The sequence below is a fragment of the Arthrobacter sp. KN11-1C genome (assembly GCF_052180225.1).
Taxonomy (GTDB): domain Bacteria; phylum Actinomycetota; class Actinomycetes; order Actinomycetales; family Micrococcaceae; genus Arthrobacter.
In genome coordinates, this window is record NZ_CP197467.1 from 1079722 (window position 1) to 1094584 (window position 14863).

Genomic DNA, 14863 nt, shown 5'->3' on the forward strand with positions numbered 1-14863 from the left:
GTGGGACACCAGGATCAAAGGGCGGATGCCGTCGGCTGTTTAATGACGATCACGCTGCGCCGTTCCTCCGAGCGCCGTACCCGGAAAACCCAGATCCGGAGCAAGGCGAAGCGGACTAAAGTGGCGAAAATATTTGCACTGGTCAGGACCAACAACTCAGTGCTGGGCGACGCGTCCGGATGGATGGCATGTAGTAGTAGCAGGGAAGAAGAAGTGATCCCCCAAGCGACCAGGAACACTACAAGGCCTTGAAACTGTTGGGTGAACTGCCGCTCGGGTCCATGGATCCTGAACGTGAAACGGCGGTTTGCTGCCGTGTTCGCAATCGCCGTGAGTAACAAGGCCAGGAAATTTCCTTGCTGGGGGCCAAACGGGCCTTGGAACAGCAGATATAGCAAAGCAAACGCGAGAGTGGAGAACGCACCGACGATTCCGAAACGCACCACCTGGCCGAAGAAACTCGGACGCGTTGGCGCGGCAATAGGCCCTCGCCCCAGCTCCGCGTATATCGCTTGCAAAGGGATATTTCCCTTCATCATGGAACCTGCGACGCGCACGAGGCCCCTGATATCGTCGACGGCGGTTTGGCGGATATCCACCCTGCTGTCAGGATCGTCGATCCAGTCGACTGGAATCTCGTGGATACGAAGACCTGCCCGCTCCGCCAAAATCAACAGCTCGGTATCGAAGAACCAGCAGTTGTCCTCCACATAAGGAAGCAGCCGATGCGCCACTTCCGCCCGGACGGCCTTGAAACCACACTGGGCATCGGAAAACCGTACCTGCATTGTCCGTTTGAGAAGCAGGTTGTAGCTCCGCGAGATGAACTCCCGTTTGGGACCCCTGACCACTCTGGAAGTCCGGCCAAGCCGGGTGCCGATGCTGACATCCGAATGGCCGGAAAGCAGGGGGGCAATAAGCGGGGGCAACGCCGCCAAATCGGTTGAGAGGTCTACGTCGACATATGCCAGTACTTTGGCTTCAGACGATGTCCAGGCGTCTCTGAGCGCGAAACCCCGTCCTTTTGTCTCAAGGCGCCGATAACTGACATTGGGAACCTCTTCAGCGAGCTTCCGCGCAATCAGACCGGTCGCGTCCGTGCTCGCGTTATCCGCAATGGTGATTTTCCAGCTGTACAACAATTCCCGGGAAAGGTAATCGGTGAGCCGGTAAATGCTTCTTTCGAGTATGGCGGACTCGTTGAAAACGGGGACGATTATTTCGAGCGCCAAGCCCCCAGAGCTAGGTGTCATGCGGTAATCGTAGATACTTGTTAAGGGCCTTTACTAGAGTGGAGGAAAAAGCGCAAGTCGAGTAGTTCCACTCTTGCGATTGCGCAGTTTAAGGGGTAAAAGCGTTCTCCGTCACTGCTTCCCTCGGCCCCGACGGCCGTCGTCTAGACTGGGACGCGATGGCTAGATTATTTGGAACAGATGGCGTGCGTGGTCTCGCCAATGGATTGCTCACCGCGGAGCTTGCTCTTCAGTTGGCCCAAGCAGCAGCGGTGGTCCTTGGCCACGAGCGTGCGGCCAACGGAACGCGGCCCCGCGCCGTGGTCGCCCGGGATCCGCGCGCAAGCGGGGAGTTCATCGCCGCAGCTGTGGAAGCCGGACTTTCGAGTTCCGGCATCGACGTGTACGACGCCGGTGTACTGCCCACGCCCGCAGCGGCCTACCTCATCGCCGACCTCGACGCCGATTTCGGGGTCATGATCTCGGCCTCGCACAACCCGGCACCGGACAACGGCATCAAGTTCTTCGCCCGCGGCGGCCAGAAGCTCCCGGACGAAGTCGAGGATGCGATCGAGGCCCAACTCGGCAAGGAACCCTCGCGTCCCGTGGCCGGCGACGTCGGCCGCATCCAGCGTTTCTCGGACGCCGAGGACCGTTACATCGTCCACTTGCTCGGCACCCTGCCGCACCGCCTCGAGGGTCTCAAAGTTGTACTGGACTGCGCCCACGGCGCGGCCAGCGGCTGTTCCCCGCAGGTCTTCGCCAGTGCCGGCGCCGAAGTTGTGGTGATCGGCGCGGAACCCGACGGCCTGAACATCAACGACGGCGTCGGGTCCACCCACCTTGGCCAGCTCAAGGAAGCGGTGGTCAAGCACGGTGCCGACTTCGGCATTGCCCACGACGGCGACGCCGACCGTTGCCTTGCCGTGGACCACGAAGGCAACGAGGTTGACGGTGACCAGATCATGGCGATCCTGGCCCTGGCGTTGAAGAAGTCCGGAAAACTGAAGGACGACGTCCTGGTTGCCACCGTGATGAGCAACCTCGGACTCAAGATCGCTTTGCGTGACGCTGGAATCACCCTCCGCGAGACCGCAGTGGGGGACCGCTACGTCCTGGAGGCAATGCGCGACGGCGGCTTCAGCCTTGGTGGAGAACAGTCCGGCCACGTGATCTTCTCGGATTACGCCACCACGGGCGACGGCGTCCTGACCGGCCTGCAGATTGCCGCCCAGGTGGCCGGAACTGGCCGAACCCTCAAGGACCTTGCGCGCGCCATGACCAAGCTGCCACAGCTCATGATCAACGTGAAGGGCGTGGACAAATCACGCGCCGCTACCGACGAAGGCGTGGCCGCTGCCGTGGCTGCCGCCGAACTCGAGCTGGGTGATACTGGCCGGGTGCTCCTGCGGCCCTCGGGCACCGAAGCGCTCGTGCGCGTGATGGTGGAGGCAGCGGACATGGAAACCGCCACCCGCATATGCACCGAACTCGCCGGCGTCGTCGAAGACCGTCTCGCGATTCCGCACGAACTGGCGCTCTAAGCCCCAAGGCTGCAAGACCGTTCCCGGGCGAGGGCCATGCAGCAACTCGAAGAGCTCGGTTAGTCTGCTCCTTGATCCCGGAGTCCTGGTCTTCAAACGGAGTGTCCACCGCTATACAGACACTCCAAGGGTTGTCTCTGTCTTATTCGTCCAGCCATCGGCGGTGAGGCGGCAATTGAACTGGCGTCTTGCCCCGGGTTGGAGCAGCATCTGCCCGGGGCTGGTAAGTGCTTCCCCTCGGTACGATGCCAGAACCGGCAGGCCTGCCCATGGCTCCAGGCAAATGAAGTTTGCACCCGTCTGCTTCCAGACCGTGAAATGTGTAAAGCCGGCAAAGGCCAGGTCGAAGACAGGTCCCGTGGGAGATATGTATCGGATGGTGCGGCTTTGCAGTGACTCGAAAATGATCGCTCCATGTGCGAATTCATCTTCGGTGAGCGGGAGGATTTTGTCACGGACCGGTGTTGGATCCGCTGCTTCCTTGAGTTGAACGTTGGCATTCACGCGCCGGATTTTGTCTGTTTCCTGTGCGTCAAACAGAAGGTGCCAGCCGGGGGTGGGATCCCAGCGGAAGGCCGGGTGCCATCCCAAAGATGCAGGCAGGTGTTCTTTGCCCGTGTTGGTGAGGGTGATGGCGAGGTCGAGTGAGGGCCCATCGAGGGACCAGTCGATTTCCAGGGAAAAGGGATAGGGAAACATTGCTTCGGTGGCAGGGCTGTTGCTTAGCAGGAACCTGACCGTTTGATCGGTGGCTTCAAGGACAGCGAAACCGCAGTCTCGCGCGAATCCGTGCTGGGTCATCGGGTATTCGGTACCGCGGTGGCGCAGCACGTCGGAGACGAGTCGTCCGATAACTGGAAACAGTATGGGGGCGTGGCGGGGCCATTCCGGTCCTGCTGTCCAGAGCAGTTCCCTGCCCGTATTGTCTTGGAGGGAAACCAACTCCGCGCCTTGGGAGTCCAGTACGGCGCGGAGCCGGTCGGTCTGAAGCTGAACCTGCATCAGTCAGTCTCCGGGCTGGCGCAGAAGTCGCAGTCTTCCGGGCAATGCATCTGCGAGGGGTCGGCCGAATTCCCCTGAGACGCGGATGGGCCTTCGGCGCTCACAGTCGTGCTCATTTCTTTGGAAGGCTTAGACGGCCGTTGATCCGGGTAGGAACAATGATTTCGCCGGTCTTGAGCTCCTCGGGGAGGACGGTCGTTGGAGCGTCCTGGTAGGTTACCGGGCGGAGGAAGCGGCGGACGGCCGTTGCTCCAACCGAGGTGTGCAGGGAGTTCGTCGATGGCCAGGGCCCTCCGTGGGTTTGGGCCCATGCCACGCTGACGCCAGTTGGGTAACCGTTGTAGATGATCCGGCCGGCTCGTGCCCTTCCGAGTTCTGTGAGCCGGTGCGCAAGGTCGTCATCGTCCGTTCCCAGGTGGATGGTCATGGTTAGGGAGTCATCGATCATGGACAGTGCCTGTTCGAGCTCGGGCAACGTCGCGTAGCGGACGATGAGAGCGGAGGGGCCGAAGCATTCCTCGACGGTTTCCCGGCGCAGCCGGGAGGCGTGGATGCTGTAAACGGTGGGAGTAACGCGGAATCCCCCCTCGTCCGGGGCCTTCCCGGTGGCGACCCTCTCCACGTCCGCCTCGCCGTCCAAAGCGTCGGTAATGGCGGCGTAGCTCTCGAAAATCCTGCGGTTCAGCAAGGGAGAAACGCTGCTGGAAGACAGATCGTCGGCGAGCCTTTCAACGAGGCTGTCGCCTTCTGGTCCTTGGGGGACGAATACGACGCCGGGCTTGGTGCACAGCTGTCCTGCCGAGGTCGTGACGGATGCCGCGAGGCCAGCACCGATATCCACGCCCCGTTCGGCGGCGGCGCTATGGGTGACAATGAGGGGGTTGAGGCTGCTGAGCTCGCCATAGAAGGGGATGGGCTGTGGCCGGCGGCTGATAGCTCCCATGAGTGCGGCGCCGCCCCCCAAGGAGCCCGTGAATCCGACAGCCTGGATGAGGGGGTGGCTGACAAGGGCGGTTCCCGCCTTCTGACCGAAAACTATTCCCAGGATTCCTTCGGGTGCTCCGAAATTAGTTACTGCTGCGGCCATGATGTCGTACGAGATTTTGGAGGTTCGGGGGTGGGAACTGTGGGCCTTGAGCACGACAGGGCATCCTGTGGCGATGGCTGACGCGGTATCGCCGCCGATGACGGAGAAGGCGAAGGGGAAGTTGCTGGATCCGAAGACGGCCACGGGGCCGATCGGCTGGAGCATCCGGCGCAGGTCCGGGCGCGGCCCCATGGGGGTGTCTCCGGCGGTGTCGATGGTCGCTTCCACGTAACTGCCCTCGAGCAGGACTTCGGCGAAGAACCGCATCTGGTAGCTTGCCCTTTTCAGTTCCCCGGTCAGGCGGGCCGGGCCGATTCCGGTCTCTTCGTCAGCGGCCTTGATGAGTTCTTCCGCGTTCAGGTCGATGCTGTCCGCGAGGACGTGAAGCAGCGCGGCACGTCCTGTCCTGCCGATACTCTCGAGGTAGGCGATGGCCTTCCCTGCGCTCTCGACGATGCGGTCAACATCGGCTGGGGTGCTTTCTTCTGCTACCGGGTCCAGACGGGCTCCGGTGTAGGGGTTGGTGCCTGCAATGGTGGTCATAGTGCTGGGTCCTTGGCTCTGGGGGAGGGGTCAGTGGAAGAGTGTCGGGGCAACGGTCGGGGCGTTTCCCGGGTGTATGACGGGCACGCCTTCGACCTGGGGTGCCCGCCCCTGGGCCAGCATGCCGCCGTCGATGTTGAAGGTTTGTCCGGTGACGAACGCTGATTCGGCTGAGGCCAGGAAGATGACTCCAGCTGCGATGTCCTCTGGGGTTCCGGCGCGGCCCAGGGGGATCTGGGCGGCGCGAAGATCCTTCTTGCCGTCCCACATGGGTGGTTCTCCCTCGACAGCTATTGCGCCAGGGCGTAGGGCGTTGACGCGGATGCCCCACGGGGCGAGGTCGACGGCGACGGCGCGGGTGAAGGACTCCATTGCGCCTTTAACGGAGTCGTAGGGGATGTGGTTGCGGTGTGCACGTTCAGCTCCATGTGAGCTGATGTTGATGATCGCCCCCTTCTTCCCCTGGGTGGCCAGGGCGCGCGATGTGCGCTGGGTGCAGCCGTAGAGCATGTTCATGTTCTTGCTGACGAACAGTTCCCAGTCGGAGGGCTCGACGGCGAGGAAGTTGCCCCAGGCGGTGTCGCCGCAACGGACGTAGGCGTTGTTGACCAGGATGTCGACCGTGCCCAGCGCTTCCTCAGTTTCCGCGAATACCCGGTCGACTTGGGCGAAGTCGGACATGTCACCGACAGCGGCATAGGCTTCCACGCCGGCGTCGAGTAGCTCGTCCACGACGGTCGTAGCGGCAGCCGCGTCAACATCGTTTACGGCAACGCGCGCTCCTTCGGCCCCGCAGCGGATCGCGATGGCTCGGCCGATGTTCCGCCCTGCACCGGTAATGAACGCTGTCCGGCCCCTGAGGGCGCCATGGCCAATAGTGATTTCCGGGGATGTCCAGGTGGTGTTGGCTGGCTGGTTGTTCATGCCTTCTCTTTCACGGGGAGGTGATGTCGAGCGTATGGGTGGGCAGGGCCCACATCCGCACGGCATCCTCGTTGATTTCGACGCCCAGACCGTTCCCGGTCGGGATCTGGACCTCGCCACGACGAGCCAGGATCGGTTCCATGAGAACCCCCTCGCGGAAGGGATTCTCGCCCCGGTCGTATTCAAGCAAAGGGGGGTACGGGTTCCTTTCCCCGAAGGGGGAGGCCGGTAGCGTGGACAGCAGTTGCAAAGTGGCGGCAATGAGAACTCCCGTTCCCCAGACATGGGGCGCGACGCGGAGGTTCCACGCGGTGGCCATCTGGGCGATGACCTTGGCTTCGGTGAATCCGCCGCAGACCGAAAGGTTGGGCTGGACGATGTCTATCCGTTTCTCAGCGATGTAGTCACGGAAACCGAACCGGGTGTAGAGCGCTTCTCCTGCAGCCAGCGGCAGCCCAGTCTGGTTCCGCAGCATAGCCCAGCCGTTAGTTTCGTCCGGCGGCAACGGCTCCTCCACCCAATAGGGATTGAAGTTTGAAACCTCCCTGAGCGAAGCGAGGACGGTGTCGACTGTGGCGTTGGCGTTATAGTCCACCATGACGAGCCCGTCAGGGCCCAAGAGGTCCCTTGTGATGCCGGTGCGTTCCACGTCACCTGCGACACCGGAACCGATCTTGATCTTCGCAGCCGTGAAGCCTTCGTCCACGGCTTCCTCGATGTACGCGCGGAGGGGTCCGCTGTCACCTTTTTCGTGGTAGTAACCGGTGGATGCATAGGCGGTTACGTGAGTGCGTAGACGGCCGCCGAGAAGGGAGGAAACCGGAACTCCGTAGGTCCTTGCGGAGGCGTCCCACATGGCGGTGTCCAACCCGCTGATGGCGGCGACATGCAGCCCTCCTTTGGTCAGGTGATAGCTGGTGCTGAGCCGGTCCAGCCATGCGCCTTCCCGAAGTTCAAGGGGCTGTCCGATGACGGCCCGGGCGAGGTCTTCCAGGTGGGCTGCCATGAGGCGGGGTGGGCCGAAGGATTCGCCCCATCCGACGATTCCGTCCGAGGTAGTTACCTTCACGAGGGTCGCTGTTCGCGCGGCCACCCGCACCTTTGAAGCGCCAAACCCGCCGTCCTGCAGTTTGTGCTCCAGCGGAAACACTTCGATGCGCTGGATAGTGGTCGGGCTATTCATCATCTGCGGCACCCTTCACTTGTCCGACGATTTGGGTGGGGTTGACGAAGCGGAGCGCGATCATCAGCAGCACTGACGTCATCACGGTGTAGATCACGGCCATGGCATCTATGGTTTGTGCGCTGCGGATGCCCGTGGAGAAGGCCGCGGAGTACAGTGCCACGATCAGGGTTTCGCTCTTCGGCCCCGCAACCAGGAAGGTAAGTTCGAACATGGCAACGGTGCGGACCAGAATCAGTACACCGGCGGCAAGGATGCCGGGGGTGAGGAGCGGCACGAGAACCATACGGAACATCTTCCAAGTGTTGGCGCCGCACATCCGCGCCGCCGATTCGAGGTTCCGGTCCAGCTGTCCGATGAAGGGCGTCATGACAAGGATGACGAACGGCAGTGCGGGAACGAGGTTCACCAGGATCACGCCGGTGAGTGACCCAGCGAGCTGGAGCTGATACATCAAGGTGGCGAGCGGGACGCCGTAGGTGATTGGAGGCAGCATCACAGGCAGCAGCATGAGCAGCATGACCAATTTCTTGCCCGGGAAGTCCCGCCGGGCGAGCGCATAGGCTGCCGGTACGCCGAGGGCAAGCGACAGTGCCAGGACGCTGAAGGTCACCTGCAGAGTGGTCCACAGCACATCTGCTAGTTTGAATTCCTGCCACGCCTGGCCGAACCATTCGAACGTGAAGGCCTCAGGTAGGGGTCCTCGGAACCAGGTGGTGCCGAGGGCGTTAACGATGACGGAGAGGATGATTCCTGCCAGGTTGAGCAGGAAGAATCCGACGGCGACCCAGACAATGATCTGAAGGATAGAGCGTTTCTTTTTCGGCGGCGCCGTCTGCGGGTCCGTTGAGCGCCGCGGCTTGGTTGGGGAAGCAGTTGTCGTTGTCATGATCAGCCCTTACCTCCTGCTGTGGATCCTTCGTAAAAGCGGCTGCGCAGCAACAGGACCGCGCCGATGATAATCATTTCTACGACGCCCATGATGACCGCGATAGCGGAAGCCAGGGAGAAGTCATATTGCTCAAATGCTGCTTGATAGGCGGCGATGGACAGGACCCGCGTGGAGCCAGTGGGCTCGCCCACAAGGTTTGCTGAGGGGAATACGCCGAATGCCAGGACGAACGTTAGGCAGAAGGTCATGGCCAGGCCGGGTGCGAGCAAGGGCATGACGATGTACTTTGTCCGCTGCCACTTCGTGGCCCCGAGCGTCGCAGCTGCCCGCTCCAGTGTGGGATCGATGCCCGAGAGGTAGGACAGGGTCAGTAGGAAGGCGAACGGGAAGCCGGTAATGATCAGGGAGAACAGGACGCCCGCGTAGTTGTAGATGAGCCGGACGGGTTCATCCACGAGTCCCAGTCCAAGGAGGACCTGGTTGAACCAGCCGGTGGGGGAGAAGTAGCGCAACAGGCCGTCAGCGACCAGGACGGTCCCGAGACTCACAGGCAGGACCAGGATGGCCGTCAGCATCCGCTTTCCTCTGAACTTGCGGCGCATCTGCATGGCGATGGGAACGGATGCGCCCACGTTGATCAGCGCGGCGGGGAGAGCCAAGCCCAAGGTCTTCCAAATGGTGGATGACTGGAATGGGTCCGTGAAAAAGTTCACGTAGTTGGCGAACGGTCCACCGCCGTTCAAAGGATCCATGGAGATGCTGACGCCGTAAAACATCGGGTATAAGAACAGGGCGCCGAGGAGCAGGACGGCCGGCAGCAGCAGCACCAGTAAGGGGTCGATGCCGCGGTCTGCCAGCTTATGGCGGAAGTTGAGCTTCGGCGTATCGGTATGTTGGGTTAGCGAAGTCATGAGAAGACCTCTACCTGGACGGACGCTGCGGCTTGGACAACGTCGTCAGAGCATTCATCGCCGGTGAACAGCAGCGCACTGTGGTGCGAGAATCCAACCTCGAAGACGTCCCCGGCGCGGACCCTGTCCTTGAGCCTGAGATGGATGACCTCACCGGCTTCGGTGACGCCTTCCACGATGAACGAGTGGCCGGAGAATTCGACGACGACTGCACGCACCCGGAGCGAGTTTCCGTCCACAGGGCCGAGTTCGAAATCCTCCGGCCGAACGGCCATGATGGCCCTACCGTTCTGGATGGGGCGTTGAGCGGTAACCTGATACGAATTGCCGTGCGAGCGGGCTCCGACGATGCCCTGTTCGCCCTCGGGCGACGTGGCCTCGACCGAGAACAGGTTACGGAACCCCATGAAGGAAGCGACGTAGGTGTTGATTGGCCGGTTGTAGACCTCCTCAGGGGATCCAACTTGGTCCACCTTCGACCGGCGAAGGACCACAACACGGTCGGCAAGGGCGAGGGCTTCCTCCTGGTCGTGGGTCACGTAGATGGTGGTGAGCTTCAGGCTCTGGTGCAGCCGGCGGATCTCCGTGCGCATCTGCAGCCTGAGCTTGGCGTCCAGATTGGACAGGGGCTCGTCCATGAGGACGAGGCGAGGCCGCAGAACTACGGCGCGGGCAATGGCCACGCGCTGCTGCTGGCCACCTGAAAGCTGTCCGGGGAGCTTGGACCCATGTTCCTGAAGGTCGACCATGGCAAGGGCGTCGTCCACCCTGGCGCGCATTTCTTGCTTATTGACGCCCCGGACCTTTAGACCGAAGCCAACATTGTCGCGGATGCTCAGGTGGGGGAAGAGCGCGTAATTCTGGAAGACCATGCCGAACTCACGCTTTTCGGACGGGAGGGTGTCGATCCGGACGTCATCGGCCCAGATCGCACCTTCGCTGAGCGGCAGCAGCCCGGCGAGGCAGCTCAGGGCTGTGGACTTGCCGCATCCGGATGGACCCAGGAGGGCAATGAACTCCCCGCCCTCGATGGTCAGGTCCAGGTGGTCGAGGGCAGTGATCGGACCAAATTTTCGGGTGACGCCCTGGAGCCGGAGCCGGCCCAGCTCTGGTTTTGCGTTGATACTGTTCACGTTCGTTGTCTCCTTTGACCGAGTGGTTGAAACAGTCACTTTTTCTGTACTTTGGCTCCGCCGATGTTCCGATCCCAGAGGTCGAAAGCGGAAACCATGGCGTCGGCCTTGAGGGGGATCTCCAGCGGCTGGCTCTTGATGAGTTCGTCGTACATGGGGCGGCCGAATTTCTTGATCAGATCCTGGCTTTCCTGCGGGGCCATGGACAGCGGAACGTCCTTGACAGCCGGCCCCGGGTAGAGGTAGCCGGAATCGTAGGTGTAAGCCTGCTGCTCAGGCTGCAGCGCGAACTTCATGAAATCCATGACCACGGCAAGGCGTTCTCCCGCAATGCCCTTGGGCGCTGCCATGAAGTGGCCGTCACCCACCCAGGTGAAGTTGTTGAACGCACTGACCTGCATTCCTGCTGGAACCTGGCCGATCGCACGGGGATTGATGTCCCAGCCGGTGGTGGTGGGAACCATCCAGCGGTTTCCCTGTGCCAGTTCCGTCATGGTCTGCGCGGTGCCCGTTGGGTAGTAGTCAATGTACTGGTTGAGCTCTTTCAGGTAGGCCCACGTTTTATCCCAGCCATTGACCGGGTCCTTAGGATCCTTGTCGCCCAACATGTACGGCAGACCCATGAGGAATGCCCGGCCGATGCCGGAGTTCGCGGGACGTGCGTAGAAGAACTTGTTGGGGTTGGCCTTTGCCCAGTCGAGGAGTTCCTGGGGCGTCTTGGGCGGGTTGGGAACCTTGGCCGGATCGTATTCCAAGAGTGGGCCACTCGGGTAAAACACGAACGATAGGCCCTTGCCTTGGGCTAGTTCCTGGAACTTGCTCACGTTTTTGTCGTAGATCTTAGCGGGATCCGGGAGGTTGGCCTTCTGTTGCCCAAGAAGGTCGTACCATACGTCCTGCTTCAAGCCGGAGGCCATACCGTCAGACCCGGTGAGGACGAGATCGATATCGAGGCGCCCTGCTTTCTGCTGGGCTTGCAGTTTGCCCACCAGTTCAGGAGCGTTGACCTTCTGGAAGGTGAACTCCTTGACGAGTTGGGGGTGTGTCTTCTGGTAATTATCGAAAATCTTCTGGCTGAGCTGAAGGTTTCCGGCGACGTCAACGACGTTGATGGTCAGCGGTTCCGTAGGGAGCTTTACGTCCCCAGCGGGGGCGTCCGCAGCACCCGGGGGCTTGGGCGCTCCGCATCCGGTGAGCAGCAGCGAGCCGGCCAGCGAGATGGCGGCAAGGGTCTTCAAGTACTTCAAGGGAGTCTCCGTTGTCTCGTGCCCGCCATGCGGGCGGCTGAAGTGGGGTTCAGGCGTCAGCGGTTTCGCTGGCTTTGGGTCGTGGGATGGGGCATTCGAGGTGATATCCCCGGCCGGAATAGTCGAACCCTTCGAGCTCTGTGACGATCACCCCGGGGTGCTGGGCTGCTGCGTAGTACGCACGTATTTCTTTGATCAGGCCGGTTTCCTCATCGAACACGTACCATTCATCCCCACGGAGGACGGTTCCCTCCAGGGTCTTGTAGTGGGTCCACTCGATGACTGCCTGGTGGGAGTCCGGTGCTACGACGAGTCGATCAATGGTCCAGGCCGAGCCTTTCGTGGCAACAAAGTGGGCCCACCGCTCAGCGATGAAGCGGCCGCCGTGCCATGCCCCGCCGTACATGCTGGGAGGAAAGTAATGGACGGCATCCTCCGTGAAACACGCGGTGATCTTTTCCACGTCAGCCTCATTGCAGCCATCAAAGTAAGCACGGATGAGGGCCTCATATCCGGTAGCAGTCCGGGATTCGTTCGAAGTCACCGGGAGGCCTTCCATTCCTGATATTCAGCCATGGTCTTCTCATTAGGCGGGTATATACCCAAAAGTGACTCTCCGTTGTGGACGCGCGTATGAAGGTAAGCTTCACGGGTTTCCTGTTCCAGCGCGTCCTCGGAGATCACCGAAGCGAGTGATCGTGGAACGATAATCACACCGTCGGCATCGCCTACAACAATGTCCCCGGGGTAAACAGCCACACCCGCGCAACCGACGGGTACCTGAAGATCCGCCACATGGAAACTGGTCAGACGCGTCGTCGCCGTTATGGCCCTGGCATAAGTTGGAATATCCAAGGTCTCCAGGATTGAGCCGTCCCGGAAGGCGCCGTCAGTGATGAACGCCCTTGCTCCACGGTGCATCGCGCGGGTCACCAGCATGTCACCGGCCGAGGCGGCGCTGATATCACTGCGGCTGTCGATGATCATGACCTGTCCGGGCTGAAGTCGTTCTACACCTGCCCATTGGAGGTTGTCCGCATCGGCCAGGCCCTCAAGGGTGTCCAGGTCCTCACGGGCGGGGATGAACCGCATGGTGAATGCTTCGCCCGCGAAGGTTTCTTTAACCTGCCCGACCGGCGATACCCCCACCAGGAATTGCTGGCGCAACCCGTGCTTGAACAACTGGGTGGCCAGAGTTGCGGTGCTTGCCTTTTTCAGGGTCTCCAGGACCTGAGGGTCCAACTCGACCTGCTGGGGATTTGTACCCAATTCCTGCTCCTCATTAGCTTGTGCAAAAGTTTCATTCTTTAGGAAGCCGTCCCGCTGATTGGGACTTCTGATACGCTCGATGCTAGGTCAGGCGATCGAAAATTACCTAGCGGATTGTGAGGTGAAGCACTGAAATGACTGAAGTTATCGACGAGCGGGACGGGACCGCTAACGGAGTCTCAGCGAGTGGGACGGGGGTGCCGGGTCATCTGCTGAAGGAAGTTGTTGCCGCTTCAGCTCTGGACCGGAGCCTGTCGATTCTGGATTTCCTGGCGACCACCCGCGGCGGGGCCACCACCGGGGAGATTGCGGCAGCTGTGCGGGTAAGCCGCAGCACAACCTACAGATTGGTGGAGCGCTTGCGGCAGCGCGGGTACGTTGACGATATCGGGCACGCAGGGGTATGGCATCTTGGCCCTGCCGCCGCCCGCTTGGCCCTTGCCGCCGTTCAGTCCAGCGATGTTGCGCAAGTAGCGCCCGAGTACTTGCGGATGCTAGTCCAGCAGACACGGGAATCAGTAAATCTCGGTATCCCCCGGGGCACCGAGATGGTGTTCATCTACAGGGACAAAGGTCCACAGACGGTAGCCGTCCACGGCGATGTGGGTGCAAGGCGCCCGATGCACTGCACATCTGTCGGCAAGGCGTACCTGGCAGCGTTGCCGCCGGAGGAAAGGGATCAAATCATGTCGAAAATGGTTTATCACGCCTTCACACCGAAGACGATCACGTCGCGCAAGGAGCTGGAGGATGAAATCCAGCGCACCATCGAACGCGGATGGTCCGAGGACCACGGCGAGATTGACCCTTCAAGCACCTGCTGCGGTGCTGCGATCCGCGACAACATGGGACGGCCGGTGGCCGCCATCAGCGTCGCTGGCGTAACCGACCGCATCACCCCCGAGCTGCCACGGATCGGCGCCGTAGTAGCCAGCACCGCCGAAGCCATCTCCCGTCGCCTCGGTTATGACCCGGCAATCAACTACTCCGCTGCCGCAGCGGGAAAACGAGGATAGTTTGAAGATCGCACGACTTGCACATGAGGGACGCAGCCGTCTCGCGGTAGAAGATGCAGGCGTCTGGAGACTCCTGATCCAGACGGACCTTGCTGCAGTGGTAGCTGGCGGAGAGCAGCAAATCGATTCTGCGGAGGAGCCTCAGGCCCACCCCGACCTGCTGGCTCCGTATCCGGGAGGAACAATCTTCGGTATCGGCCTCAATTACAAAGACACGATTAGGGATATGGGATTCCCGACTCCCCAGACGCCCTACCTCTTCCCGAAGCTCTCATCCAGCGTGGTAGGCCCCTACCAGCCCATTATTGTTGACGCAGGCGTGACCGCAGAGGCGGACTGGGAAGGCGAACTCGCGGTCATCATCGGCAAAACAGCCCGGAACGTCCCGGAAGAAAACGCGCTCGACTTCGTCTTCGGATACACCGCGGCAAACGACATATCCGCCCGGGACGTGCAGCGGGCGGACCCGCAATGGGTCCGAGGCAAGGGCCTGGACACATTCTGTCCGCTCGGCCCGATCATCACCACAGCGGACGAGATTCCGGATCCCCAAGACGTCCGGATCAGGACTTGGGTAAACGGCGAAATCGTTCAGGACGGGAATACAGCCGACATGGTCTTTGGCGTAAAGACGTTGATCTCTTACCTTAGCCGGCACTTCACTTTGCACCCCGGGGACGTGATTCTTACAGGTACCCCATCAGGGTGCGGCGGGTTTATGACGCCACCCAGGTTCCTCTCCCCGGGCGACGAAACAAAGGTCGAAGTTCAAGGTATAGGAAGCCTCATCAATCCAGTGGCAGCAACGGTCCGCCGAAGTTTCAGTTCCTAAGACGGCGCGGGGCGGGAAGCACCTGCTTTGCAAAGTGCAGAGAAGTCC

At 61.2% G+C, this 14863-nt stretch carries 14 protein-coding genes; 3 read left to right on the top strand and 11 right to left on the bottom strand.

Annotated elements, in window-relative coordinates; translation table 11 throughout:
• Nucleotides 1-14: 14 nt before the first annotated feature.
• Nucleotides 15-1253 (bottom strand): glycosyltransferase, encoded by a 1239-nt coding sequence (locus ACSBOX_RS05130; protein ID WP_442545076.1) that lies wholly within the window; start codon nt 1251-1253, stop codon nt 15-17.
• Between the two features lie 158 nt (nt 1254-1411).
• On the opposite strand from ACSBOX_RS05130, the gene glmM reads away from it, so the two are divergent.
• Nucleotides 1412-2776, top strand: coding sequence for a phosphoglucosamine mutase (gene glmM, locus ACSBOX_RS05135; RefSeq protein ID WP_415987148.1), 1365 nt, complete (start codon nt 1412-1414; stop codon nt 2774-2776).
• A 111-nt stretch (nt 2777-2887) separates the two neighbouring features.
• Here glmM and ACSBOX_RS05140 read toward each other — a convergent pair whose 3' ends face one another.
• The 10 genes from ACSBOX_RS05140 to ACSBOX_RS05185 form a co-directional block, all read right to left on the bottom strand.
• A complete protein-coding gene (locus ACSBOX_RS05140) occupies nt 2888-3778 on the bottom strand; it encodes an aldose 1-epimerase family protein (protein WP_442545077.1) in 891 nt (296 codons plus the stop codon).
• Nucleotides 3779-3890: 112 nt separating this feature from the next.
• Entirely contained in the window at nt 3891-5408 is a 1518-nt protein-coding gene (locus ACSBOX_RS05145; protein ID WP_442545078.1) for an aldehyde dehydrogenase (NADP(+)), read from the bottom strand.
• Between the two features lie 30 nt (nt 5409-5438).
• Entirely contained in the window at nt 5439-6332 is an 894-nt protein-coding gene (locus ACSBOX_RS05150) for an SDR family NAD(P)-dependent oxidoreductase (RefSeq protein ID WP_442545079.1), read from the bottom strand.
• 10 nt (nt 6333-6342) lie between these two features.
• A complete protein-coding gene (locus tag ACSBOX_RS05155) occupies nt 6343-7518 on the bottom strand; it encodes a mandelate racemase/muconate lactonizing enzyme family protein (protein ID WP_442545080.1) in 1176 nt (391 codons plus the stop codon).
• Nucleotides 7508-8404 carry an ABC transporter permease gene (locus ACSBOX_RS05160; protein ID WP_442545081.1) on the bottom strand — a complete coding sequence of 299 codons (897 nt, stop codon included), beginning with the start codon at nt 8402-8404 and terminating at the stop codon, nt 7508-7510. Before ACSBOX_RS05160 ends, ACSBOX_RS05155 begins: the two co-directional genes overlap by 11 nt.
• A 2-nt stretch (nt 8405-8406) precedes the next feature.
• Nucleotides 8407-9318 (bottom strand): ABC transporter permease, encoded by a 912-nt coding sequence (locus tag ACSBOX_RS05165; RefSeq protein ID WP_442545082.1) that lies wholly within the window; start codon nt 9316-9318, stop codon nt 8407-8409.
• Nucleotides 9315-10451, bottom strand: a complete 1137-nt coding sequence (locus tag ACSBOX_RS05170; RefSeq protein WP_442545083.1) for an ABC transporter ATP-binding protein — start codon at nt 10449-10451, stop codon at nt 9315-9317. Before ACSBOX_RS05170 ends, ACSBOX_RS05165 begins: the two co-directional genes overlap by 4 nt.
• A 35-nt stretch (nt 10452-10486) precedes the next feature.
• Nucleotides 10487-11698, bottom strand: coding sequence for an extracellular solute-binding protein (locus ACSBOX_RS05175; RefSeq protein ID WP_442545084.1), 1212 nt, complete (start codon nt 11696-11698; stop codon nt 10487-10489).
• Nucleotides 11699-11747: 49 nt separating this feature from the next.
• Nucleotides 11748-12242 carry a nuclear transport factor 2 family protein gene (locus ACSBOX_RS05180; RefSeq protein WP_442545085.1) on the bottom strand — a complete coding sequence of 165 codons (495 nt, stop codon included), beginning with the start codon at nt 12240-12242 and terminating at the stop codon, nt 11748-11750.
• Entirely contained in the window at nt 12239-12967 is a 729-nt protein-coding gene (locus ACSBOX_RS05185) for a ribonuclease activity regulator RraA (protein ID WP_442545086.1), read from the bottom strand. Before ACSBOX_RS05185 ends, ACSBOX_RS05180 begins: the two co-directional genes overlap by 4 nt.
• A 134-nt stretch (nt 12968-13101) precedes the next feature.
• Here ACSBOX_RS05185 and ACSBOX_RS05190 point away from each other — a divergent pair, with 134 nt between their 5' ends.
• Together ACSBOX_RS05190 and ACSBOX_RS05195 are read left to right on the top strand one after the other, a co-directional pair.
• Nucleotides 13102-13983 (top strand): IclR family transcriptional regulator, encoded by an 882-nt coding sequence (locus ACSBOX_RS05190; RefSeq protein ID WP_442545087.1) that lies wholly within the window; start codon nt 13102-13104, stop codon nt 13981-13983.
• 1 nt (nt 13984) lies between these two features.
• Nucleotides 13985-14815 carry a fumarylacetoacetate hydrolase family protein gene (locus tag ACSBOX_RS05195; RefSeq protein ID WP_442545088.1) on the top strand — a complete coding sequence of 277 codons (831 nt, stop codon included), beginning with the start codon at nt 13985-13987 and terminating at the stop codon, nt 14813-14815.
• Nucleotides 14816-14863: the final 48 nt, after the last annotated feature.